Genomic DNA, 23,613 nt, shown 5'->3' on the forward strand with positions numbered 1-23,613 from the left:
TCTAGGTTCTAGGTTCTAGGTTCTACAAAGTTTATATAGCTCGATTCTAGTCAAGCTATTCCTAGTGCCTATATCTTCCTAGCCCCTCAATTAACTTCAATACCCGACTGTTTTAGTCAAGTACTGTGTTCATTGTAATTACCTGAGTAATTTAGTCAAGTATTAGCGGCAAATAGTCTTATAACTTTCGCTTATTTAGTAGACTTATTTATTGAGGTTAAAATACCGCGCAAGATATTTAGCTCTGCATCTTCTGGGCGTGCACGGTTAAATAAACGACGTAGCTTAGTCATTACCATGCCCGGATGCTGCTTAATAATAAAGCCTGTTTCCAGTAAGGTTTGTTCTAAGTGTTCGTAAAATAACTCGGTTTGTTTTGAGCTTGGATACACAGCATCATCTACTGGCGTGGCTTTTGGTTGTTGATTTAAAAATGCCATACGCGTTTCGTAACATAAGGTCTGCACAGCCATTGCTAAATTAAGCGAGCTATATTCAGGATTAGCCGGAATACACACATGGTAGTTGCACAGTTGCAGTTCTTCATTACTTAAACCACTGTTTTCGCGGCCAAAAACTAATGCTACAGGACCAGTAACAGCTTCGGCAACTAGCTTCTCACCACATTCACGTGGTTCCACCATAGGCCACGATAAAGTACGTGAACGGGCGCTAGTACCAATAGTTAGAGCACAACCTGCAATCGCTTCAGCAACTGTGTCAACGATTACCGCATTACCTAGCACATCAGTTGCACCGGCCGCTAATGCGCTGGCGTGGCTATCAACTTCACACGCTGGATCAACTAAATACAGTTTTGATAAGCCCATGGTTTTCATCGCGCGCGCCGCTGAGCCGATGTTACCTGAATGCGAGGTGTTTACTAAAACAATGCGGATGTCATCTAAGATCATTACTGTTTAACTCATACCAAAAAATTGCGCGAATTATAACATAGAGAAAAGCTGTAAGCAGCAAAGATTCTAGGTTCTAGGTTCTAGGTAATAAATATGGGAAGTTTTATGTATCAACGATCAATGCTGGCTTTTGTCTTGTAATTTTTACCTTGCAACTCAATCCAGTACAAAAAACACTCAAAAATTTTTGGGGTTTATTGTTTACTTTGTGTCAAAAATCGCTAGAATACGCCGGCTGAAATATATAGAAATATATACACGTTCTTTTACAACCCAAAGGTAATACCATGCATCCAATGTTAAACATTGCGGTTCGCGCTGCGCGTAACGCAGGCAAAATTTTACTTCGCGCTGGCGAAGATTTATCAAAAGTTGAAGTGCAACAAAAAGGCACTAATGATTTAGTAACGAATATTGATAAAGAAGCCGAAGCCGTAATTCGCGACACTATTTTACAATCTTACCCTACTCACTCTATTGTTGGTGAAGAGCTAGGTGAGCACGTAGGTAAAGATGCAGATTACCAATGGATTGTTGATCCTATTGATGGCACTACAAACTTCATCAAAGGCATCCCTCATTACGCGGTTTCTATCGCACTTAAAGTTAAAGGTCGTCTAGACCAAGCTGTTATCTACGATCCAATTCGTGGCGAGCTTTTCACCGCTTCTCGTGGTCAAGGCGCACAGCTAAATAGCAAACGTCTTCGTGTAAGTAAAACTACCGTTCTTTCTGGTACTGTTCTTGCCACTGGTTTCCCATTCAAAAACAAACACCATATGGATGCGTATACTGAAGCATTCAAAGCATTGTTTGTTCACACTGCTGATATTCGCCGTGCCGGTTGTTCTGCACTAGACATGGCATACGTGGCAGCTGGCCGTGTTGATGGTTTCTTTGAAATTGGTTTGAAACCATGGAACTCAGCTGCAGGTGAACTAATGGTTAAAGAAGCTGGCGGTATGGTTGTAGATTTTGCCGGTGGTAATAATTACGCTCACAGCGGTAATATTATCTGTGGCGCACCGAAATTAACACAAGCGATGATCCGTGAAATTCGCCCAGTATTAACTGAAGCGTTACTTCGCTAATAGCAAGTTATACTCAGATCGATACTAAAAGGAGCCTAGGCTCCTTTTTTAATGATTAAAATAAGGGTTCTCTAATTTGATCTCAACAGTGTTCTGCGGATCAAATGGCAAGGCCTTTAAATCATCGCCAAAATACTGATTAAATAGCTCATCAAAACTACCGTTCTTTTGCATAATAGCTAAGCCATCGCTGAGCGTTTTTGCCAGTTCTGGCTTGTGTTTGGCCACAAAGTAATAAAAAGCACTCGGGTAGCTAATATATAAATTTGGCACAATAACCAGCGCTTGCTTATTAACTTCTTTTAACTCTGAGCTTACTTCTATGAAGGAGCGAGGAAAGTAATCAACTCGTCCGGTCAAAACGATATTAAACATCGCTTGATAATTTGCAAACGGCCGTACTGATAAATCATTATGTGCCAATATTTTGGTATCTGGCCAGTCATGCCCTTGAATTGCAGTAAACCCTTTTAGTTGCTCTTTGCTCTTGATATCAACAAAGCGATTAAGAAACGACTGCCTAGTTACTAAGGCTCGCTTACCAATATAACCTTTAAATAACGGCACTTTTATCGGTATTGCTAAGGTTTCGCGTTCGGGGCTGGTCATACTCCAATATAGGTCAACGCTATTATCGGCAAGGGATATGAGCGCTCGCTGTTGGTGAGGGTGTACCACGACAGATTCTAACTGGGCTGAATAATTAGCGGCATCAAGCGCACGTTGCAGTAACTCTTTTAAGTATGCATCTCGTTTATATAATGTTCGAGGTTCTTGAGCGATTGTGACCGTTTCTTTTGCTGCAGTTTTAGCACTGTATACGGTACTAACAATAAGTACCGAGAGCGAGATGAGTGAAAAGAAATACCTAGTCATATTTATTATTTTCTAGTGTTTTAGTAAAGCTACACGCTGAGCAATAAATACTCAAGAAAAACAGCCCTACTTAACGTTATTTTATATGACTTGTTTCTCAGGAGTTAAACGTACAACCGCCAAAGCAGGGCCACGTCGTTTACATAAAAATAGATAGCTGTGGCGATAACGTTTTGCTTCTTTTTTAGCATCTGTTGCCAATGCAGCAATTTGATGACTGTTAGTACACTGCTCTAGATCGGGTTCAACAACGCCAATCGATAAAGTAAGTAAAGGTACAAATTGCTTTTCACCTTCACGATTAGTTGCCCAATAACCACCACTGGCAATATGCTCTGGCGTAAAGAATGCACGAGATTTCAGCTCAAACTCAGTTATTATGTTGTTACATACTGTAGCCGCATCATCACCATCAAAGACCACCATAAAATCATCGCCACCAATATGACCAACAAAACTGGGCACATTACTACAAGCTTGGGTGGTGACATCGGCCAATAATTTGATGACACTATCACCACTGGCGTAACCATATAAATCGTTGAACTGCTTAAAGTGGTTTAAATCAATATAGGCTAATGCAAAGCTGTGTTTGGCTCTTAATCTATGCTCAATTGCTTCGTTAATTGCAACATTCCCCGGCAGCATCGTAAGTGGATTAGCATGCTGAGCATGACGAATTTTCTCTTCCGTAATATGTTTTAAAATATCCCGCAGTGGCGCGAGCCCTAAGTACTGCTCAGTGCGAGTGATCACAATATGACGGCGAATATCAAAATCATTTTCGGTAATTTGCTGACTAACAGTATCAAGTAGCTGATTTTCATCAACTACCAAGGGTTGCTTATGCATTAGTGCCGTAACCGGTTGTTTGTCGTATAAAGCATGGCCATAAGGAGCCGCAAATACTTCTGTCAGTTGATCTTTGTGTAATAAGCCTATCGGCTGTAAGTTTTCGTCTACAACCGCAAGACTGATAATCGATTTATCTTTTTCAAAAATATTATGCGCATCTTTACAACGGGTATGACTGTCGATGGAGGCTTGTTCGATTGCTAGCCAACCTATCGCCATTGATTGCTCAAACTGATTGGTAAGTGGAGTAAAACTTAATTGCTGTAATTGAGCTGAGTCAAACGCTAAACTAGGCTTTAAACTTGGTCGTTCCAGCAAAAAGCCTTGCGCATTCACAATGCCTAGCCCTTCAAGTAAACTTAGTTCTTCAACCCGCTCTATGCCCTCTGCTATCACGGCTGTTTTGGTAACTTTCGCTAACTCTATAATTGATTTTAAAAATTCTTTTTTAACCACGCTTTCATCACAATGGTCAATAAAATAACGATCAATTTTCACATAGTCAGGACATAATTCTGACCATTGCTTTAATCCTGAGTAGCCTGCACCTAAATCATCGATGGCAATCGAAAAACCGAGCTGGCGATAATGAGCAATTGTTTTCAGCAATAAAAAGCCATCATCGACCTTTTCTTGTTCGGTAACTTCAATCACCACTCTATTAGCGGCCAAACCAAACTGCTTAATTAGGTGTAATGTTTCGCCTTTCGGATGACAAGGATCCAGTAAGGTTTTAGGGCTTACATTTAAGAATAATTTGCCTTGTAGTTTTAACCTTACAAAATTTTCGATCGCTTTTGAACGGCATAGCAACTCAAGCTCTGAGATTTTATCGTGCACAATTGCAGCACTAAAAAGCGTATTTGGCATCTCTAATGCACAATTTTTAGGACCGCGACTTAATGCTTCGTAACCTAATATTTGCTGCCCAGCGATATCAAAGATGGGTTGAAACAGTGTCGTTATTTCACTATTTCGCAATATATTGTCTAATATACTTAGCTGAGCACTCACTTATCAATAACCCATTACTTCATTAAGAGGCAGTTAAAGTAGCAAGCTGGTATGACAATTTTATGGCAATTGAGTTTAAGCTATTTACTTTAATACTTGTTCAACCTGATCAAAATGAGCAATTACCTCAATAATCTCAAGTTCCGCATATTCATAAGCTTGTTGATCAACAAATCCTGAACGAGCAATCGCTTGTACAGTCGCAGGATGAACCAATAAATCCTTACCGTGATAACAGATGGGCTCGTCAAACTTAGGTAGCTTACCATCGCTATGATAACCACTTTCAATTTCTTCTAGGGGCAATGACGGGAGCAAATCAGCAACAGCAATAAGCGCATTTAAGTATTCAGCACATTGTGGATAATCAACTATCAAGTCACTGAGGATAGTCTGCGATAGCGCGACTAAATCAGCAGATTGAGTTTCTAAATTAGCCGCATCTTTTTGCACTCTAATACTGCGAAGTAAGTTGTTAGCTTGATGCTGGTAATGCTCAAGTGTTGTTAATTGATAAGGTTGTACAGCAGCCTTTGATTGCTTAGGTTTAACGTTGTCATCACATCCGCTAACAATAATTAGACTACTAGCGACTACAAGTTGCTTTAACATTAGTTGGTTACATCAATACTTAATCAATAATTACTATTATAGGAAATATTTAATTTCATAAATAGCAATAATTAAAATTCGCCATGATAAAGCCCCGCTTACATATAGCCTTACACCGAGCCAACCCGCAGGCTTCCAAAACCCTAGCACCTTTAACTTTATCTCTTTAATCTCTTCCTCTGTGAGCTCTGTGCCCTCTGTGGTGAATTAATCATTTAAACAATTTGCACCACAGAGGACACCGAGGCGCTTCGCGCAACACAGAGAAAGTAAGGTTAAGCCCAACCCTATTACCTTCCTTTACCTCTTTGTGAATGAAAAACTTAAAATATTTTTCACAAAGAGAAGACATTTGAGTCACGCGGCATAAACCCGCGCCTACGTAAATTCAAACACCGCAGCAAACCCGTAGGCGGAATTACTTGACCAAGGTACATCGCGCAATTTTAAATTCACCAGTTAGACAGAGAGTTGTGAAAAACCTTTCGCGTAGGCAAGCCACTCGCCTACAAGTTATTAAGCACCAAAGTAACTTTAAACTCCCGTAGGCATTAAGCTTGCTGACGCGCGTCTTTTAACCTCTTTGCGAATATGAATAACTAAAAATATTTTGCACAAAGAGAAGACATTAGAATATTTTTAATAGCGCGGTGGCAAGCCACTCGCCTACAAGTTATTAAGCACCAAAGTAACTTTAAACTCCCGTAGGCGTTAAGCTTGCTGACGCGCGTCTCTTAACCTCTTTGCGAATGAATAACTAAAAATATTTTGCACAAAGAGAAGACATTAGAATATTTTTAACAGCGCGGTGGCAAGCCACTCGCCTACAAGTTATTAAGCACCAAAGTAACTCTATACTCTCGTAGGCGACACAAACACTTAAAAGCAAAAAACCGCTCAATGAGCGGTTTTTTAAACGTAAACTTAGATTTATACCTATGGCATAGCGTCTAAATCTGCGCCTTCTTTTTCGATAACTTCTGGTATTAAGTCTTCTTTACTTACGCCCATCGCAATCGCAACGGCACTAGCAACATAAATCGAAGAATAAGTACCAATAAACACACCAAATAACAGCGCTGTAGCAAAACCATGAATAGTTTGACCACCCCAAGCAAACAAGGCGATTAATACTAAAATAGTGGTAATTGAAGTTACTAGAGTACGGTTAAGTGTTTGCGTTAATGAAATATCAATGATCTCAACAGTATCGTCGATACGCACTTTGCGGAAGTTCTCACGAATACGGTCAGATACAACGATAGTATCATTAAGAGAGTAACCTATTACCGCCAGTATTGCCGCCAATATGGTTAAGTCGAACTCTAACCCTAATACTGAAAACAAACCTAAAGTAATGATTACATCGTGTAAAAGTGCCGACACTGCGCCTACCGCAAAACGCCACTCAAAGCGAAATGCCACATAGATCAAGATACAAATAAGCGCAGTTAACATGGCAAGGCCACCCTGCTCTTTTAAATCTTCACCTACACTTGGGCCAACAAACTCAATTCGACGCATTACTACGCTATCATCGGCTTTTTTAAGTGCATCGATTACTTGGTTACCAATTACTTCGGCTTTAACATCATCACCACGCGGTGCTAAGCGAACCAAAATCTCTTGGCTTGAACCGAACAATTGTACTGATGCATCTGCAAAACCATTTTCAGCTAACACTGAACGTACTTTCTTTAAGTCTGCTGGTTGTGCAAAACCTACTTCTACAGCAGTACCGCCCGTAAAATCTAAGCCAAAGTTTAAACCTTTAACGAAGAACGATGCGAACGATGCCAAAATAAGTAGCGTTGAGATGCTCATAGCAACTTTGCGCAGCGACATAAACCCTAAAGTTCTGCCGCCTAATTTTAAAATTTGCATATCTGCTCCTTAAATTGACAGCTTATCAATGCGCTTACCACCAATACATAAGTTGATTACCGCACGGGTACCAACAATGGCTGTAAACATTGAGGTGATAATACCTATCGCAAGTGTCACTGCGAAACCAGCAATTGGGCCTGTACCCACTGCGAACAAGATAATCGCAGCAATTAAGGTGGTAATATTGGCATCAAAAATCGTACTAAAAGCACTATCATAACCATGATGAACAGCCTGTTGCGGACTACGTCCATCGGCCAGCTCTTCGCGAATACGCTCAAATATTAGTACGTTGGCATCAACTGCCATACCTACCGTTAGTACGATACCAGCAATACCTGGCAGTGTTAGTGCAGCGCCTGGGATCAACGACATAACACCCACAATCAATACTAAGTTAGCTGCTAAGGCAATATTAGCGACTAAGCCAAAACCTTTGTAATAAACTAACATAAAGATCAGTACAAACAAGAAGCCTAAAGCAACCGCCGTCATACCTGCTTCGATATTTTCTTGACCTAAGCTTGGCCCTACCGTGCGCTCTTCAACAATTTGAATTGGCGCAACAAGTGCTCCAGCACGTAGTAATAAACTTAAGTTATGTGCTTCTGCAGGGTTATCAATGCCGGTGATTCGGAACGAACGATCAAGACGCGCTTGTATAGTTGCAACGTTGATCACTTCTTCCACCTTAATTGGTGGTAGCGCTTTACCGTTTTCGTCTGTTTTACCAGAGGGCTTATACTCTATAAATACCGTCGCCATACGCTTGCCAATAGCACGCTTAGTGAAAGCATTCATTTTCGCGCCGCCTTTGCTATCAAGGCTAATACTTACTTGCGGACGTTGGTATTCATCGGCACCCGATTGCGCACCAGTAATGTGACTACCTTCGAGAATAATGCGTTTTTTAAGTACCACTGGGTAGCCATCACGGCTCATGATCATTTCAGTACCAGGCGGAATACGCCCTTGCGCTGCTGCCGTTGGATCGGCATTTTCGTCTACTTCACGAAACTCAAGCGTTGCTGTAGCACCCAAAATCTCTTTCGCACGCGCAGTATCTTGCACACCAGGTAACTGCACAATAATGCGCTCTGCACCTTGACGTTGTACGTTAGGCTCAGCAACACCGATTTGGTTAATACGGTTACGGATAATGGTTTCGTTTTGCTTGATAGCATAGTCACGAATTTCTTTGAGTTTTTGCTCGCTGATGGTGGCATAAAACGCGTTATCGTTAGAGCTATCATCAATGTAGTTGTGTAATGGGTAGCGTGACTGTAAAAAACGCTCTGCCGCATCTTTATCTTCTGCGCTGCGCATCTCCACACGAATACGTTCAGTACCAGCTACACGACGTACCGTGCGATAGCGTAGTTTTTCTTCACGTAAATCACTTTTATAGTCTTGATCCATTTGTTCCAGCGCGTTATCAACCGCTGTCACCATGTCAATTTCCATCGTAAAGTGAACACCGCCACTTAAATCCAAGCCCAATTTCATTGGATTGCCGCCAAGGGCTTTTAACCAATGAGGTTGCGCCGGGGCCATGTTAATGGCTGAGATGTAATCGTCGCTCAATGAATCACGCAATAAATCTTGCGCTTTAAGCTGCTCTTCAACATTTTTAAAGCGGATCAACACTTGACCGTTTTCGAACTTAACTGATTTTACGGTAACATTGTGCTCTTTGAGGGTCGCATTTACTTTGTCTACTACAGCTAGATCTGCATCAGTTCCTTTAGTACCTGAAATTTGTATGGCCGGATCACGACCATACAAATTAGGAGAGGCGTATAAAAGACCTACCGCAATCACAGCTAGAACAAGTAAATACTTCCATAATGGAAACTTGTTTAACACGTGGGCGTCCTTATTATTATAGCGACTTCATTGTGCCTTTAGGCAATACTGCTGACACTGCTGATTTTTGTACAGTTACTTCAGCTTGATCGTTAAGTGAAATAACGATGAAATCTTTATCTTCAGAGATTTTAGCGATTTTACCCACTAAACCACCTTGAGTAAGAACTTCGTCGCCTTTTGCCATCGCATTCATCAGCGCTTTATGCTCTTTTACACGCTTAGCTTGTGGACGGTAAATCAAGAAGTAAAATACTAAGCCAAAGATAGCTAGCATGATCAACATCTCATAACCACCACCGGCTGGCGCTGCACCTGCCGCACTTGCGTGGGCGTTTGAAATAAATAAACTCATAACACTTCCTCTTTAATTTTTAAATTTAATTTGTGGTATCTGCAAGCTCTGGCACTTCTTGGCCGCGGCGTGCATAAAAATCATTTACGAATTCATCTAACTTACCGTCACCGATCGCATTACGTAAACCTTCCATAACGCGCTGATAGTAACGTAAGTTATGAATTGTGTTTAGTCGTGCACCTAAAATTTCGTTACATTTATCAAGATGATGTAGGTACGCGCGCGAATAATTCTTACAAGTATGGCAATCACACTCAGGATCAAGTGGGCCGGTATCTGTTTTGTGCACAGCATTACGAATTTTCACAATGCCACCAGTTATAAATAAATGTCCATTACGCGCATTACGAGTTGGCATTACACAGTCAAACATATCGATACCGCGACGAACGGCTTCAACTAAGTCTTCAGGTTTACCTACACCCATAAGGTAACGGGGTTTGTTCTCTGGCATTTTATAAGCACAGTGATCAAGAATGTTAATCATCTCATTTTTTGGCTCACCGACCGATAAACCACCGAGTGCGTAGCCATCAAAACCAATTTCTTCAAGACCTTGTTGTGACTGAGCACGCAACTCCGGATACATACCACCTTGGATAATACCAAATAAAGCTGATGGATTGTCACCGTGACCTTCTTTTGAACGCTTAGCCCAACGAAGTGATAACTCCATTGAATCTTTAGCTTCTTTTTCGGTGGCAGGATAAGGCGTACATTCGTCAAAAATCATTACGATGTCTGAACCTAAATCACGCTGCACTTGCATGGCTTTTTCTGGTGAAAGCATAATTTTTTCACCGTTAACAGGCGAGCTAAACAATACACCTTCTTCGGTAATTTTACGCATTGCGCCTAAGCTAAACACTTGAAAACCGCCTGAGTCGGTTAAAATTGGTTTATCCCAATTCATAAAACCATGTAATCCACCATGCTGCTTGATGATTTCAGTACCAGGGCGAAGCATTAAATGGAAGGTGTTACCTAGGCAAATATGCGCACCAGTGTCTTTGACTTCATCTGGGGTCATACCTTTGACAGTACCGTAAGTACCTACTGGCATAAATGCTGGCGTTTCGACTACGCCTCTATCAAAAATCAAGCGGCCGCGGCGGGCTTTACCGTCTGTACGGTCTAATTCAAACTTCATATCATCCTCAAATGTCAGAAAAACAGTCCAACAAGCTATAATTTAACCGCTCGATTCTACCCTTTTTGTAAAACCATTACTATTAATTGGGCTCAAAGCTGAAATTAAAAGTGCAAAAATCAAAACTAAAAAGCCCAACGCAATGCTGGGCTTTAAGTGCTTTTATAGAAAAAACTATTTACGGGTTAAAAACATCGCATCGCCGTAGCTAAAAAAGCGGTATTTTTGTGCAATTGCAGTTTGGTATGCACTCATAATATTATCTTGCCCAGCAAATGCACTAACCAACATGATCAATGTCGATTCTGACAAGTGAAAATTAGTGACCATGGCATCAACTACGTTAAATTGATAACCTGGGTAAATAAAAATATCGGTGTCACCAAAGTAACTGGCTAATTGGCCGCCATGTATCTTAGCTGCTGATTCCAATGAACGTACCGAAGTTGTGCCTACCGCAATCACTCTGCCGCCGTTAGCTTTGGTTGCAGCGACTGCTGCAACAACATCATCAGGCACTTCAATGTATTCGGAGTGCATTATATGATCATTAACCGAGTCTACGCGCACCGGCTGGAATGTGCCAGCGCCAACATGCAAGGTAACAAATGCCATGTTTACACCCTTGGCTTTTAATGCAGCCATGAGCGTATCGTCAAAATGTAGACCGGCAGTTGGCGCTGCAACCGCGCCAGGTTTTTCACCGTAGACTGTTTGATAGCGTTTGCGGTCTTCGTCAGTATCTGGACGGTCAATATAAGGCGGCAGTGGCATATGACCAATATCGTTTAAAATTTCCAGAACGTTTTGCTCACCTGTAAACTCTAGTTCAAACAATTCGCCATGACGACCCACCATAGTCGCCTGCGCTTTACCTTCGAGAATAAGTTCTGTACCTGGTTTTGGTGATTTACTGGCGCGTACATGAGCCAGCACGCGATGCTCATCAAGCACGCGCTCTACCAGCACTTCAAGTTTACCGCCAGATGCTTTTTGGCCATACATACGAGCAGGGATCACTTTGGTATTATTAAATACCAACAAGTCATTTTCATTTACTAAATCAAGAATATCGCTAAATATTTTATGTTCTACAGCGCCACTTGGGCCATCTAAGGTTAATAAGCGACTGCTGGTTCGATCCTGTTTAGGAAAACGAGCAATTAATTCATCAGGTAAGTCAAAGCTAAAATCAGCCACGCGCATAGGATATATCCAGATCAAAAAAGTCGCGCCAAGTTTAACTGTATCGTGCTATTAGCTCAACCAACGGCTTTAATTAAAATACAATGGAATGTTCTCTTGTGGTTCGAGACAAATGGCATTATTCTACTCAACTTGATTAGAGCTAGGTTGATAAGAGGTGTGACATAAATGGCTAAGCAGCTAACTTTGCTGATCTTAAACGCCAGTGTCGCTGAGCGTCAGGCTGTTAAGTCAACCTTAAATCGGCTCAATGTATTTACTTTCCTTGAAGTGGCCGATAGCCAACAAGCCCTCGAAATTCTTAAATCTCAAGCGGTCGATGTCATTATTACCGGTCTAAATGTTGGTAAAATCGATGGCTGGCGATTTTCTCGGATGATCCGTTCAGGGTTATTAAAAACCCCAAAAAACACACCAATTGTGCTTACTCCGCCTATCTATTGTGAGCGAATAGCCGAAACGACAGCACGCAGTTATGGCATAGATGCGGTATTACCATTTGAACGCCAAGATATGCTGCCACAGGTACTGGCAAATGTATTATCAACGCATTTAGAAAAAAGCAGTCGCTTAGATTTGTTGCTGCTCGAAACCGACAGTAGTAAAGCCGCCGAAATAACGCAACAACTACAGCTAAACTTTGCCTGCACCCATGTTTCTAGTAATAAACAAGCATTATCAATCTATTTGCAGCAAAAGTTTGCCATTGTGTTACTTGATGCAACCGCAGCACACGCAGGAGCTGCCAGTCAATTAGTTGAAGAGATTTTACAACACAACCCAAAACAAGCCATTGTAACTATTATTGATACAAAAGATGCCGATCATGCTGAACAACTATTGCTTTCAGGGGTTACTGATTTTATTCGTGCACCGTATGAACAAACCTTGTTAAGTAAAGTATGCGACCATGCTGCGCGCCGTGAAGATTTTATGGTCAGTTATGCAGAGTTTGCACAAAAAGTAGAACAGCTAAGTCAAAGTCAAAGCCGCTATAAGGAGCTATTTTCAGCCCATCAGCGGATACTATTACATCTTAATACTGTGGTGCTTGAATTTGATCAACAAGGCCGCATTCGTTTTATCAACCCTGCGTGGGAAGCACTCAGTGGGTTTGGCATAAAACAAACCTTGAGCAAAGCACTCTCTGACTTTTGTATCAATGATTGCAAAGATAAACTACTGCAAACAATTAGCAGTATTTTGCATGGCGGTGCCTTGCAACAGCAGGTTGAAGTGCAAATTATTCATAAAGATGGTCAAGCTATTTGGGTTGAGTGCCGCTTACAACTAATCAAAAACAGCAGTAATGCTGCCACGATCACCGCCACAATAGATAATATTCATGAGCGCAAACAAGCTGAATTACAGCTGCGCCATTTAGCGCTTCATGACACCTTAACCGGCTTACATAACCGCTATTATTTTGATCAACAACTCAATCGAATTTGCCAGCCGCAACGCACTAATGGCGACATAGAACACGCTTTAATTTATATTGACCTCGATCATTTTAAAATAATTAATGACAGTAAAGGTCATCAACAAGGCGATATAGTTCTTAAAGAAGTTGCGCAACTATTTAACGCCAATATCAGTGATGAACACTTAGTGTGTCGCATTGGTGGTGATGAATTTGCGGTGATCTTAAATAATATGAATCTGCTTGATGCACACTTGATAGCTGAAAGTATTTGTATGGCTATTGAAGGTCACCAGTTTAAATCTGAAGAACAAGTTTATTCAATTAGCTGCTCAATTGGCTTAACGCAAATAACAGCAGCGAACCATGATCCGAGTGAATGCTTAAAACAAGCTGATATTGCCTTGTACGTTGCTAAAAGCTTAGGCCGTAATTTGGTTCATTGTTACTCTAAAGAAGATGCCAGCCATAACACCTTGCAAGCTGGATTAGAGTGGGGACACAGCATTCGCCAAGCATTACAACAAAACCAAATTGAATTACATTACCAGCCGATTTGGGACTTTAAACATGGTGGTGTCGCTTATTTTGAAGCACTGTTACGCTTAAAACTCGACGGTGAACTGGTTTATCCAAACCAATTTATTCCGTCACTTGAATTATTGAACGACACTTACTTAATGGATCAATGTGTGATCAGCAATGCAATTTCTGCCATTGCCGCTAACCCTGAACTAAATCAAGTTGCGATAAACCTATCTGCGCAATCGTTTTTAGATGAACGCCTATTGCCACATATCGAATCGACCCTTGAAAAGTGCGATATCAGCCCTACCCGGGTTATTTTTGAGATCACCGAGTCCGCCAGTATCAATAATTTAACTGCCACTCGTGCGATGATCGAAAAGCTCAATCGCTTGGGCTGTCATTTTTCAATTGATGACTTTGGCACTGGCTTTAGCACCTTTAATTATCTTAAACAGCTGCCAGCTCAACATGTAAAAATAGACGGTTCGTTTGTTCGCGATATGCTCAATGATCCAATCGACTTGGCGTTAGTTAAAGCAATAAATGATATTAGTCGCTCGCTCAATAAGCGTTCAGTTGCTGAATATGTTGAAAATGAAGAGATCTTTTTAGCACTAAAAGAAATAGGTGTTGATTATGGCCAAGGCTACTTTATTTCACGCCCGGTGCCCGTAGAAAAAATCAAACATCAGTTACAAAAAATTTATCAAAACAAAACTTTTTACGAACAACCACCTAGCTAAAATAGCGAACTTTTCATACAAATCTACGCATTTTTTTACTTCCATCTTGTGATAACTCATCTATACTTTGCTCATCGGGCGATAAATGTCTTGTGATTATGATGATAATCAAAATTTCACATGACATCGTTAAATCATAGCAACATATCACTTACAAACTAACATGTTGTTATTAGTATCATTGTCAATTTATGGAGTGAATTATGATGCAATTAATAGTGTTACTATTAGCGGTAAACTTAGGGATAACTTACCAATGCTATCGATATGCCAGTATCAAAGGTTACCCGGTTGTAACTTTTACCTGCTTAGGTTTGATCCCCTACTTTAACTTAGTGGTGTGGGTTTATTTGTTATTTTTACCAGATATTACGCCATTCAATAAACAGTTTGAATATGAAGGGCATAACGAAAAGCAGCCTTTATAATACGGCTGCTTGTTGGTCAGGGATAAGTTATTAATTGAGCTCAGTTAATATGAGCTCGGCTAATTAAAATTGGTAGCTAATAGCTTTTTTAGTCAGTTCGCTGGCTTTGATATCGCCGGCGACACACTTTTTAATATCTGATTTATTAAATACTTTTATTAAACTCGTATTTTTATCGCCGAGCCCTTTGAGAACAAAACTCACATGCTCGTCGTTTGGCAGACTACGTAAACCACTACCGTAATCACATAACGTAAGACTGATACTTGTGCTTACTTGCTCCAGTAACTGTTGTTGCTCTGCGGCTTGTTGTTGCTCACGCTCTGCATGCTTTGCATTGATATTTTGCCGTAGCTGTTGCTGCTGTTTAGTGAGTCTAGTTTGTTGTTTTTCCAGCTTCGCGATATCTTTTTCTAACGCTTTTTTGCGTTGTTCAAGCTGTTTCTCTTCGGCGCTATTATCATGGCGGCTGGCAAACTCTAAATCGCGCTTTTCACGCTCTAAATCTCGCAACTTTCGGCCCACATCACGCTCTTGCTCTGCAATTTCGCGCACTTGTTCTGCGCCTTCACGCATTAGCTCCATCGCTTGTTGATAAGCTTCTCGTGATGATTCAACAACATCTTCGGTAATAAACTCTACTTGATCACTGATAATTTCAATATCCATATTAGCAAAATCAATTTCAGGCAGTGGTGGTAACGGCGCATTAGGTGCGTTACTAAAAATAGTCTGCCAGCGGCTAGAGCCTCTTACGTCCAGCTCAAATACCACTCCCTGCTTAACAAAATAGTTGGCTTGAATCGCACGGATCCTTTTATTGGTATCTTGCTTTAACGCGCTGCTTAAAATGTTTTCCATTATTGCTACTTCACGCTGTATTGATGCCAACTCCGCTGGGGCTTGCGCAGATACATTAGCACTTAAACACCCAAGTATGGCCATTATGGCGCTGCTGATAAGTTTTTTATTCATGCTCTATACTCCTAATTTTTCGCAATCGCGGCTGTTGGCTGCTCTTGTACTTGTTCGGCTAAATCATTTAATTGCATCCGTAGATACGCTTGATCTTGAGCTCGCTGGGTTTTGATGTAAGTGATTAAACTGGCAATATCTTCTTGGCGTTCAACTCGTCCTGTTGCAATGGCCTCTTTTGCTAATTGATACATCTGCTGTAGCTGCAATTGATTTTGCGCAGTAATAATTTTTTGCATTTGGTCAATTTGCTTTTGTTGAGACTGCAATAAATGTGTTTGTTTCGTTACTTGTGCAAGTAACCCCTGCGTATCTGATTGCGGTATAACTAAAAAGATTAACGAACAAACCAATACTGATGCTGCAACAGCCCACGCTCCAGCGACGCTAAACACACGCACAGCAGAGAACTGCGATATTGTTGATTGGCGATCCCAGATTGGTACAGGTACAGCCTTATAGTCACGGCTATGCTGTTGCCATACTTGCGCTTGGCTCATCAACGCTGCATATTCGGGAGCATTTTCGAGCTGCTGCAATTGTTTATCGCTCAAAACTTTACCATCTAACCATTGCTCAAAAAGCGACTCTAAACTAGCCATCTACGGCCTCCAAATGAACTTTTAATTTTCCTAATGCACTGTATAACCGCGACTTAGCAGTATTAGTTGAAATATCTAATTGCTCAGCAATCTCTTCAAAGGTGCAATGCTGGAAAAATTTCAACTCCACCACTAAACGCTGCTCCCACGGTAACTTATTCAACATACTTTTTAATTGCTGATGCTGGGCCTGAGCTACACTATTGCCTTCTAATTCACTGTGTTCACAGGCCTGTTCTGGCACATCATCTAAGCTCTGATAATGCTTGCGACGGCGGTAGTATTCAACGCTACGCCGATGCACAATTTGAAATACCCAAGTATTAAAACTCGACTCACCACGAAAGTTCGGCAGACTTTTATACACCGAAATAAACACCTCTTGCATTAAGTCCATGGCATCATCTGGGTTACTTAGCATCCGCAAACAATAGTTATAAACTTGGCTTTCATGCTGCTTAACCAGCTTAAGCCAGGCGCGCTTATTTCCTTGTTGTGCTTTGGCGATTAATGTTTCTATTGATTGAAAAAACACGATTCTCGATGCTTAGTTATTTTACTTATGAGGTTAGTCGATAGAGTGAAGCAGATAGTTTGGAAAAGATAAAAATAAATGAAAATAAATAAAAAAGCTCACCTAAATGAGCTATTCATCCGTCATTAAACGGCATTGTTGCTTTAAAAAGCTTTCTAGCATTTGGCTAAATAAACGAAAATCTCGAATACGACCGGTTGTTTTGCGCCACAGAATGCCAATATCGCGGTATGCGTCACTTTGTGAAGGAGTGGCAAGCATATTTTTGTTCGCTAAAATACCCGCGTTAATCGCCATTTGCGGTAAGAAAGTCACACCGAACTGGTGCTCAACCATGCTAAGTAAGGTGTGTAAGCTCGCCGCTTCAAACGGATTGATACAGCTTGAACGATTTAAATGACAAGCACTTAATGCGTGCCCTGTCATACAATGTTCTCGCTCTAATAAGAACACGCTGGCTTCCGGTAACAAGTTAAAATCTTCTATATTCTTAGCAGGTAAATAGTCTTTATGATGTACTAAGCAAAAGTGATCTTGCGCGAGTACTTGAGTATGAAATTTATCAGTATCGTAAGGTAGTGCCAACAGCGCCATATCGATATGGCCATGCTCGAGTTTATCTAACAAGCTATCACTGGTGTCTTCAACCAGTACCAACTCTAAATCGGCAAACTGTTGCTGACAAAGGTGGTAGAGAGGTGCCGCAATAAAACTAGCAATCGTTGGAATAACTCCGAGGGTGAGCGTACCGCTTAGCGGTGTTAAATGGCTTTTAGTCAGCTCTCTAACACTTAGCGTATCGTCAATAATTTTGCGTGCCCGCTCTACCACTTCTTCGCCGATGGCTGTGAACATCAAACTACGATTTTCACGCTCTATGAGTTGGCAACCGAGTGTTTCTTCAAGGGTTTGAATTGCACTGCTGAGTGTTGATTGACCAATAAAACACGCACTTGCGGCGCGGCCAAAATGTTGATGCTGATGAACTGCCAATAAATACTGCAGCTGTTTAATACTTGGTAAGTTCGTCATACTTTTTGTACCCACAAATAAAAAGACCCCAACACCAAGGGCGTTGAGATCTTTTCAAGCTAAAAGTCTGTAATACTTAAAGACTGCTGGATTTAAACTCCAAAGGCAGTTCTCAGTATGTAGAAAATAACAATAGCAAGGGCAGCGCCAACTGGCAATGTAATTACCCAAGAAACTACAATGTTTCTGATCACACCCATATTAAGTGCAGCAATTCCACGTGCCATACCTACCCCTAATACCGCGCCAACTAAGGTTTGTGTAGTAGAAATTGGCAAGCCTGTTCCCGATGCAATTACAACTGTAGAAGCAGCAGCTAATTCAGCAGCAAAACCACGACTTGGTGTTAAATGCGTAATGCCTTCACCAATCGTTTTAATTACTTTTTTGCCTAAAATTGCAAGGCCTGCAACAATACCGAAACCACCCAGTGGTAAAATCCACCATGCGATTGTCGCTTGCTTAGCTATCTCACCGTTATTTTCAACAATGTTTACAACTGCAGCCAACGGACCAATAGCGTTAGCCACGTCATTAGAACCATGAGCAAATGCCATACAACATGCGGTTAATACCATTAAGATAGCAAACACTTTCTCAACGTTATTAAATTGCATTTTCTTATCGGCTTTTGGATCAATCTTTAACCGAGAAATAACGATTTTACCAATAATACCAACAATAACAGCAATACCGATTGCTAATGCATAACCTTCAACAGCACCTAAATTAATACCAATGTGCTTTAAACCTTTCTTGATGGTTACTAAAGACATGATAAAACCGGCTAAACCCATGTAAATAGGCACATAGCGTTTGGCATTATTAAGTGGTGCCTCGGTGTCAAAAATTAACTTTTGCGCACTCATAAATATTAAGTAGGCAATAAACCCTGAAATCGCCGGGGTAACAATCCAACTCCCCACAATACCTGCAACTTTGTCCCATTGAATCGCTTCGCTGCCAACTGCAACTAAAGCAAATCCGATGATAGCACCAATAATTGAATGCGTGGTTGATACCGGCCAACCTAAGAATGAAGCTATTAGCAACCAACTACCCGCTGCAAATAATGCCGAGATCATCCCTAATACCATAAGTTCTGGCAGGTCTAAAAACGGCGTAGAATCGATAATGCCTTTACGAATTGTCGATGTTACTTCGCCGCCAGCTAAGTAGGCGCCTGCAAATTCAAAAATCATCGCTATAAAAATAGCTTGTTTAATAGTTAATGCTTTTGAACCTACCGATGTGCCCATCGCATTAGCAACGTCATTCGCGCCAATACCATAAGCCATAAAAAAACCGACTGCTGCGGCAATTAAAATTAATACCGTGCCATAAGATGCAATGATATCCATTGTGTAACCCTAATCTTTCGTTATTGAACTGAGTGTAAATTACCGAGCTAACATCAGCTCAAGACGCGAACCAACGCGTTCTGCGATATCCGCAAGCTCGCCGACCCATTCGATGATTTTATATAAAAACATTACATCTACAGGATTGAGTTCATCTTCGACGTCACGTAATTGGCGACGTATTATGATTTGCATATCATCCGTGTCTTGTTCAATTGCATCCAATTCAACGAGCATTTTTTCTACTAAGGTCACTTCACGACCTTTAAAACCAGTTTCTAGTAACTCATCTAACTCATTGATTGCGTTTGATGCTTGTTTAGTTGCATCAACACAGCGAGTTACATAGGCTAAAAAGTTAACTTGAATTTCTTTTGGAATGGTCATCTCACGACCAATTACACGACCAGCAATGTCTTTTGCTTTATTAGCAATTTTATCTTGCTGGGTGACGAGTTCAAGCAGATCTGTACGCTCTACCGGCATAAATAAACCGCGCGGTAACTGTAAACGTATATTTCTTTTCATGTCGTCGGCTTCACGTTCTAAAGTACGAATGTTCAAGCGAATCTCTTCTGCTTGTTGCCACTCTTCTTTAAATACATGATTGAAAAAAGGGATCAAAGCTTTACTTGCTTGATGTACCTTCTTGATGTGATCTTCCATTGGCTTTATAGGAGATTTTGCGAATACCCCTAAAAATGCGTTTGTAGGCATAACTGACCCTTAAATCAAATTAGTATGCTTTGCGGCGTGAATTTTACAGCATTCACCGCGATTGTGAATGCTTTTATTACATCACAGCTGCCGCTACAGCATTATAATTATAACGAAAACATGAAAAGCGACCATTGGCCGCTTTAATAAAACAAGACGGTATCAAAAAATCTATAACGATTTTTCTATATCCTCTTGAGATGTATGACGAATATCTTTGCCATTAACAAAGTAAATAATGTATTCAGAGATGTTTTGACAACGGTCGCCAATTCGTTCCAATGAACGTACCGACCAAACTAAATCCATAATTTTTGGAATTGAACGTGGATCTTCCATCATATAGGTCATAATTTGACGAGTAATTGCTTCATACTCACGGTCAACCTTGGCATCTTCTTTATGTACTTCAAATGCTTTTTGTACATCCATACGTGCAAAAGCATCGAGTACATCATGCAGCATTTTTGAAACTTGGCGACCCATATTTTCGATGTTAACTAATAAATCTTGCTGATCTTTAGTAAATGAATCTAGCGCAACTTTAGCAATACGCTCAGCTTCATCGCCAATACGCTCTAAATCGGCAATGGTTTTAGCAATCGCGACTACTAAGCGTAAATCACTTGCAGCTGGCTGACGACGAGCAATGATACGGGTACATTCCTCATCAATATTTACTTCCATGGCGTTTACTTTATAGTCGTTTTCACGCACTTTACGCGCTAACTCAGCATCGCCATTACTTACCGCATCAAGCGCGCTATTAAGTTGCTGCTCAACTAAGCCACCCATGCTTAATACATGGTTGCGAACGTTTTCTAGCTCTTGGTTAAAGCGGCCAGAAATATGCTTATTAATATTGTGTTCCATTGTTTACCTTCTTATCAAAATCGCTAACGTCACCCAAAAACAGTTTGACTCAGCCTAGCCGTAACGACCGGTGATATAATCTTCCGTTTTCTTTTTCGTTGGGGTAGTAAATAACGTATTGGTATCTGAGTACTCTATTAATTCACCCATGTACATAAAGGCCGTTTGATCAGAAACCCGCGCTGCTTGTTGCATGTTGTGGGTTACGATAACAACGGTAAACTTATTTTTTAAATCGTTGATAAGCTCTTCAATTACCAGTGTTGAAATAGGATCCAATGCTGATGTTGGCTCATCGAGTAATAATACTTCAGGCTCAATGGCGATAGAGCGTGCAATCACTAAACGTTGCTGCTGACCACCTGACAAACCAAATGCACTATCGTGAAGCCGATCTTTTACTTCATCCCACAGTGCCGCGCCTCGCAGTGACTGTTCAACCACCTCGTCTAATTTACGTTTTTCTTTGATACCTTGTAAGCGTAGGCCATAAACCACATTTTCGTAGATTGATTTAGGAAACGGGTTCGGACGCTGGAATACCATACCAACATTACGACGCAGCGCTGCAACATCTACCTTTTTGTCATAGATGTTTTGTCCGTGTAGTAAAATTTCACCTTCAATACGGCAAATATCAACCAGATCATTCATACGGTTAATACAGCGCAACAACGTAGATTTACCACACCCTGATGGTCCGATAAATGCGGTTACTTGGCCTTTTGGAATATTCATATTCACTGAGCTAAGCGCTTGTTTTTCACCATAGTAAAGATCTAAGTTTTTGATCTCGAGTGCCGTTTGCTCGGTGCTTAAATTGTCTAAGTCCAATTTCAAACTCGTGCTTGATTGGTTTACTTGTGGAGCGACTGTAATCATGTTTGTTACCTATAGAATCTTTACTAATTATTGATCAAGCGATCTAAATTTTTCACGTAAATGGTTACGTATGCCTATCGCGGTGATATTCAGTGTAATAATTACTGATACCAATAAGAATGCGGTGGCATACACTAGCGGACGTGCCGCTTCAACATTTGGGCTTTGGAAGCCAACGTCGTATATATGAAAACCTAAATGCATGAACTTTCGATCTAGATGAAAATACGGGAAGTTACCATCGAGCGGTAATGTCGGTGCCATTTTCACCACACCCACTAGCATCAATGGTGCAACTTCGCCAGCAGCACGCGCCACCGCTAATATTAAACCGGTCATAATCGCAGGACTGGCCATTGGCACGATAATACGCCATAACGTTTCAGCTTGCGTTGCGCCCAGTGCTAAAGAGCCATGACGAACCGTACTTGGGATACGTGATAAGCCTTCTTCTGTTGATACAATCACCACAGGCAGCGTTAAAATAGCAAGCGTTAAAGCAGACCAAAGTACCCCTGGAGTACCAAATACTGGACTAGGTGAGGCTTCTGGATAAAACAATTGATCCAAACTGCCACCTAATACATAAACAAAGAATCCTAAACCGAATACACCGTAAACAATTGAAGGAACACCAGCCAAGTTAATGACCGCGATACGGATCATCTTGGTAACCGCATTTTTAGCCGCATATTCATGTAAGTATATAGCTGCTACAACCCCAAACGGCGTTACAATTACAGCCATCAACATTACCATAAAAACAGTACCAAAGATTGCCGGGAATACACCACCTTCAGTATTAGCTTCACGCGGATCATCTGAAACAAATTTACCTAGTTGTACAAAGTAGTGACCTAGCTTTGCAACAAAGCTCATGTCATTAGGAAACCAAAAATCCAAAACCTGATATAAAGGCAAAGTAACAATTTCACCGCGCATATCTTTTACGGTTACCTGATCACGCTTAGCTTGTTTGCGCAGTGCAAACAATTGCTTTTCAAGTACGCCATACTCGGCTCTTAGATCTGCACGCTGTTGCGCAAGCTCAGCCACTCGTTCATCGGTCAGTGCATCATCGAGTAAATACGACTTCTCTTGTAAACGTAAACGCTCTAATTGATAGTTAATATGACCAATGTCACCGTTTTGCAAATCAAGCGCTTGCTCATTAAGCTCAACGGCACGTTCAACTAATTCTTCTAATACTTCAGTTTTATTATCGGTGATCACTTGGCCGTCTTTTATTACTTGTTCGACGTAGCCATAAAAATTACCGTTTTTACTGCGTTCAAACACCGCTATAGCCGCAGGCATGGTATTTGATTTTATGTCAGTTTCTATTACCCAACGAAAATCTAAATCAACGTATTCACGGTTACCGGTTTTAATTAAATAACGCTCTAGTTGCTCTTTATCATAACCAGATAAATCAACACCGGTTGCCTCAAGGCGCGATTTAGGCACCATTTCACGGTCGTATATTTCACCAATTACAGTTTGCTGCGCAACCGAGCCCTGTAGCTCTAATTGCACTACTTGTGATGGCCAGAAAAAGCTTAACCCTTTCCAAGCAATCATTGCTAATAACCCTAAGACAGAAATCAAACTGATACTTACTGCACCACCTGTCATCCATATCCAAGGAGAACCTGACTTAAACCACTGCTTTAACATGTCGT

Annotated in this window: 21 protein-coding genes; 3 read left to right on the forward strand and 18 right to left on the reverse strand. The window is 41.0% G+C overall.

All coding sequences use genetic code 11. The features are described 5' to 3' along the window. Positions 1-191 precede the first annotated feature (191 nt). Positions 192-914, reverse strand: coding sequence for a tRNA (cytosine(32)/uridine(32)-2'-O)-methyltransferase TrmJ (trmJ, locus tag H5158_RS16460; RefSeq protein ID WP_145236524.1), 723 nt, complete (start codon positions 912-914; stop codon positions 192-194). A gap of 290 nt (positions 915-1,204) precedes the next feature. Here trmJ and suhB point away from each other — a divergent pair, with 290 nt between their 5' ends. Further along, positions 1,205-2,008: an inositol-1-monophosphatase gene (gene suhB, locus H5158_RS16465; protein WP_145236520.1), complete on the forward strand. Its 804-nt coding sequence runs from the start codon at positions 1,205-1,207 to the stop codon at positions 2,006-2,008. A gap of 48 nt (positions 2,009-2,056) precedes the next feature. Here suhB and H5158_RS16470 read toward each other — a convergent pair whose 3' ends face one another. From H5158_RS16470 to queA, 8 genes are all read right to left on the reverse strand, one after another. Then, entirely contained in the window at positions 2,057-2,884 is an 828-nt protein-coding gene (locus tag H5158_RS16470; RefSeq protein ID WP_182740446.1) for an ABC transporter substrate-binding protein, read from the reverse strand. Positions 2,885-2,965: 81 nt separating this feature from the next. Then, positions 2,966-4,753, reverse strand: a complete 1,788-nt coding sequence (locus H5158_RS16475) for a bifunctional diguanylate cyclase/phosphodiesterase (protein ID WP_182740447.1) — start codon at positions 4,751-4,753, stop codon at positions 2,966-2,968. Between the two features lie 84 nt (positions 4,754-4,837). Then, complete coding sequence (locus H5158_RS16480) at positions 4,838-5,365, reverse strand: hypothetical protein (protein ID WP_182719208.1); 528 nt, start codon at positions 5,363-5,365, stop codon at positions 4,838-4,840. Positions 5,366-6,301: 936 nt separating this feature from the next. Then, on the reverse strand, positions 6,302-7,249 hold the full coding sequence (secF, locus tag H5158_RS16485) for a protein translocase subunit SecF (protein WP_149980534.1): 948 nt from the start codon (positions 7,247-7,249) through the stop codon (positions 6,302-6,304). Positions 7,250-7,258: 9 nt separating this feature from the next. Next, the gene (gene secD, locus H5158_RS16490) at positions 7,259-9,118 is read right to left on the reverse strand and encodes a protein translocase subunit SecD (RefSeq protein WP_145238253.1); all 1,860 of its coding nucleotides are present in this window, start codon (positions 9,116-9,118) and stop codon (positions 7,259-7,261) included. A 16-nt stretch (positions 9,119-9,134) separates the two neighbouring features. Further along, positions 9,135-9,473: a preprotein translocase subunit YajC gene (yajC, locus tag H5158_RS16495; RefSeq protein ID WP_016709184.1), complete on the reverse strand. Its 339-nt coding sequence runs from the start codon at positions 9,471-9,473 to the stop codon at positions 9,135-9,137. Between the two features lie 25 nt (positions 9,474-9,498). Continuing rightward, on the reverse strand, positions 9,499-10,626 hold the full coding sequence (gene tgt / locus H5158_RS16500; RefSeq protein WP_145238250.1) for a tRNA guanosine(34) transglycosylase Tgt: 1,128 nt from the start codon (positions 10,624-10,626) through the stop codon (positions 9,499-9,501). 174 nt (positions 10,627-10,800) lie between these two features. After that, positions 10,801-11,832, reverse strand: a complete 1,032-nt coding sequence (gene queA / locus H5158_RS16505; RefSeq protein ID WP_182719211.1) for a tRNA preQ1(34) S-adenosylmethionine ribosyltransferase-isomerase QueA — start codon at positions 11,830-11,832, stop codon at positions 10,801-10,803. Positions 11,833-12,000: 168 nt separating this feature from the next. Between queA and H5158_RS16510 the strand changes: the two genes are divergently transcribed. Both H5158_RS16510 and H5158_RS16515 read left to right on the forward strand, forming a co-directional pair. Next, positions 12,001-14,526 (forward strand): EAL domain-containing protein, encoded by a 2,526-nt coding sequence (locus H5158_RS16510; RefSeq protein ID WP_182719206.1) that lies wholly within the window; start codon positions 12,001-12,003, stop codon positions 14,524-14,526. Positions 14,527-14,729: 203 nt separating this feature from the next. Continuing rightward, positions 14,730-14,954 (forward strand): hypothetical protein, encoded by a 225-nt coding sequence (locus H5158_RS16515; protein ID WP_145238241.1) that lies wholly within the window; start codon positions 14,730-14,732, stop codon positions 14,952-14,954. Positions 14,955-15,017: 63 nt separating this feature from the next. Here the strand turns inward: H5158_RS16515 and H5158_RS16520 are convergent, their stop codons facing one another. The 9 genes from H5158_RS16520 to pstA all read right to left on the reverse strand — a co-directional run bounded on the left by H5158_RS16520 (position 15,018) and on the right by pstA (position 23,608). Next, positions 15,018-15,929, reverse strand: a complete 912-nt coding sequence (locus H5158_RS16520; protein ID WP_182719205.1) for a hypothetical protein — start codon at positions 15,927-15,929, stop codon at positions 15,018-15,020. Between the two features lie 11 nt (positions 15,930-15,940). Continuing rightward, positions 15,941-16,531 (reverse strand): hypothetical protein, encoded by a 591-nt coding sequence (locus H5158_RS16525; protein WP_182719204.1) that lies wholly within the window; start codon positions 16,529-16,531, stop codon positions 15,941-15,943. Then, entirely contained in the window at positions 16,524-17,066 is a 543-nt protein-coding gene (locus H5158_RS16530) for an RNA polymerase sigma factor (protein ID WP_182719203.1), read from the reverse strand. The genes H5158_RS16525 and H5158_RS16530 overlap by 8 nt, the downstream gene beginning before the upstream one ends. Before the next feature lie 111 nt (positions 17,067-17,177). Then, a complete protein-coding gene (locus H5158_RS16535) occupies positions 17,178-18,098 on the reverse strand; it encodes a hydrogen peroxide-inducible genes activator (protein ID WP_182719202.1) in 921 nt (306 codons plus the stop codon). A 92-nt stretch (positions 18,099-18,190) separates the two neighbouring features. Beyond that, a complete protein-coding gene (locus H5158_RS16540; protein WP_182719201.1) occupies positions 18,191-19,459 on the reverse strand; it encodes an inorganic phosphate transporter in 1,269 nt (422 codons plus the stop codon). Between the two features lie 39 nt (positions 19,460-19,498). Next, a complete protein-coding gene (locus H5158_RS16545; RefSeq protein ID WP_145238222.1) occupies positions 19,499-20,176 on the reverse strand; it encodes a TIGR00153 family protein in 678 nt (225 codons plus the stop codon). Positions 20,177-20,347: 171 nt separating this feature from the next. Next, on the reverse strand, positions 20,348-21,049 hold the full coding sequence (gene phoU / locus H5158_RS16550; protein WP_064668157.1) for a phosphate signaling complex protein PhoU: 702 nt from the start codon (positions 21,047-21,049) through the stop codon (positions 20,348-20,350). A gap of 54 nt (positions 21,050-21,103) precedes the next feature. Beyond that, positions 21,104-21,931 carry a phosphate ABC transporter ATP-binding protein PstB gene (pstB, locus tag H5158_RS16555; protein ID WP_145238219.1) on the reverse strand — a complete coding sequence of 276 codons (828 nt, stop codon included), beginning with the start codon at positions 21,929-21,931 and terminating at the stop codon, positions 21,104-21,106. 27 nt (positions 21,932-21,958) lie between these two features. Further along, the gene (gene pstA / locus H5158_RS16560) at positions 21,959-23,608 is read right to left on the reverse strand and encodes a phosphate ABC transporter permease PstA (RefSeq protein WP_149980527.1); all 1,650 of its coding nucleotides are present in this window, start codon (positions 23,606-23,608) and stop codon (positions 21,959-21,961) included. Positions 23,609-23,613 lie beyond the last annotated feature (5 nt).

The organism is Pseudoalteromonas sp. SR45-6, assembly GCF_014163545.1.
GTDB lineage: Bacteria > Pseudomonadota > Gammaproteobacteria > Enterobacterales > Alteromonadaceae > Pseudoalteromonas > Pseudoalteromonas rhizosphaerae.

What these genes read in the sequence shown, in the direction of transcription:
- trmJ (WP_145236524.1), bottom strand. Translation starts at nt 914, where the DNA reads ATGATCTTAGATGACATCCGCATTGTTTTAGTAAACACCTCGCATTCA.
- suhB (WP_145236520.1), top strand. Translation starts at nt 1,205, where the DNA reads ATGCATCCAATGTTAAACATTGCGGTTCGCGCTGCGCGTAACGCAGGC.
- H5158_RS16470 (WP_182740446.1), bottom strand. Translation starts at nt 2,884, where the DNA reads ATGACTAGGTATTTCTTTTCACTCATCTCGCTCTCGGTACTTATTGTT.
- H5158_RS16480 (WP_182719208.1), bottom strand. Translation starts at nt 5,365, where the DNA reads ATGTTAAAGCAACTTGTAGTCGCTAGTAGTCTAATTATTGTTAGCGGA.
- secF (WP_149980534.1), bottom strand. Translation starts at nt 7,249, where the DNA reads ATGCAAATTTTAAAATTAGGCGGCAGAACTTTAGGGTTTATGTCGCTG.
- yajC (WP_016709184.1), bottom strand. Translation starts at nt 9,473, where the DNA reads ATGAGTTTATTTATTTCAAACGCCCACGCAAGTGCGGCAGGTGCAGCG.
- tgt (WP_145238250.1), bottom strand. Translation starts at nt 10,626, where the DNA reads ATGAAGTTTGAATTAGACCGTACAGACGGTAAAGCCCGCCGCGGCCGC.
- queA (WP_182719211.1), bottom strand. Translation starts at nt 11,832, where the DNA reads ATGCGCGTGGCTGATTTTAGCTTTGACTTACCTGATGAATTAATTGCT.
- H5158_RS16510 (WP_182719206.1), top strand. Translation starts at nt 12,001, where the DNA reads ATGGCTAAGCAGCTAACTTTGCTGATCTTAAACGCCAGTGTCGCTGAG.
- H5158_RS16515 (WP_145238241.1), top strand. Translation starts at nt 14,730, where the DNA reads ATGATGCAATTAATAGTGTTACTATTAGCGGTAAACTTAGGGATAACT.
- H5158_RS16520 (WP_182719205.1), bottom strand. Translation starts at nt 15,929, where the DNA reads ATGAATAAAAAACTTATCAGCAGCGCCATAATGGCCATACTTGGGTGT.
- H5158_RS16525 (WP_182719204.1), bottom strand. Translation starts at nt 16,531, where the DNA reads ATGGCTAGTTTAGAGTCGCTTTTTGAGCAATGGTTAGATGGTAAAGTT.
- H5158_RS16535 (WP_182719202.1), bottom strand. Translation starts at nt 18,098, where the DNA reads ATGACGAACTTACCAAGTATTAAACAGCTGCAGTATTTATTGGCAGTT.
- H5158_RS16540 (WP_182719201.1), bottom strand. Translation starts at nt 19,459, where the DNA reads ATGGATATCATTGCATCTTATGGCACGGTATTAATTTTAATTGCCGCA.
- H5158_RS16545 (WP_145238222.1), bottom strand. Translation starts at nt 20,176, where the DNA reads ATGCCTACAAACGCATTTTTAGGGGTATTCGCAAAATCTCCTATAAAG.
- phoU (WP_064668157.1), bottom strand. Translation starts at nt 21,049, where the DNA reads ATGGAACACAATATTAATAAGCATATTTCTGGCCGCTTTAACCAAGAG.
- pstB (WP_145238219.1), bottom strand. Translation starts at nt 21,931, where the DNA reads ATGATTACAGTCGCTCCACAAGTAAACCAATCAAGCACGAGTTTGAAA.
- pstA (WP_149980527.1), bottom strand. Translation starts at nt 23,608, where the DNA reads ATGTTAAAGCAGTGGTTTAAGTCAGGTTCTCCTTGGATATGGATGACA.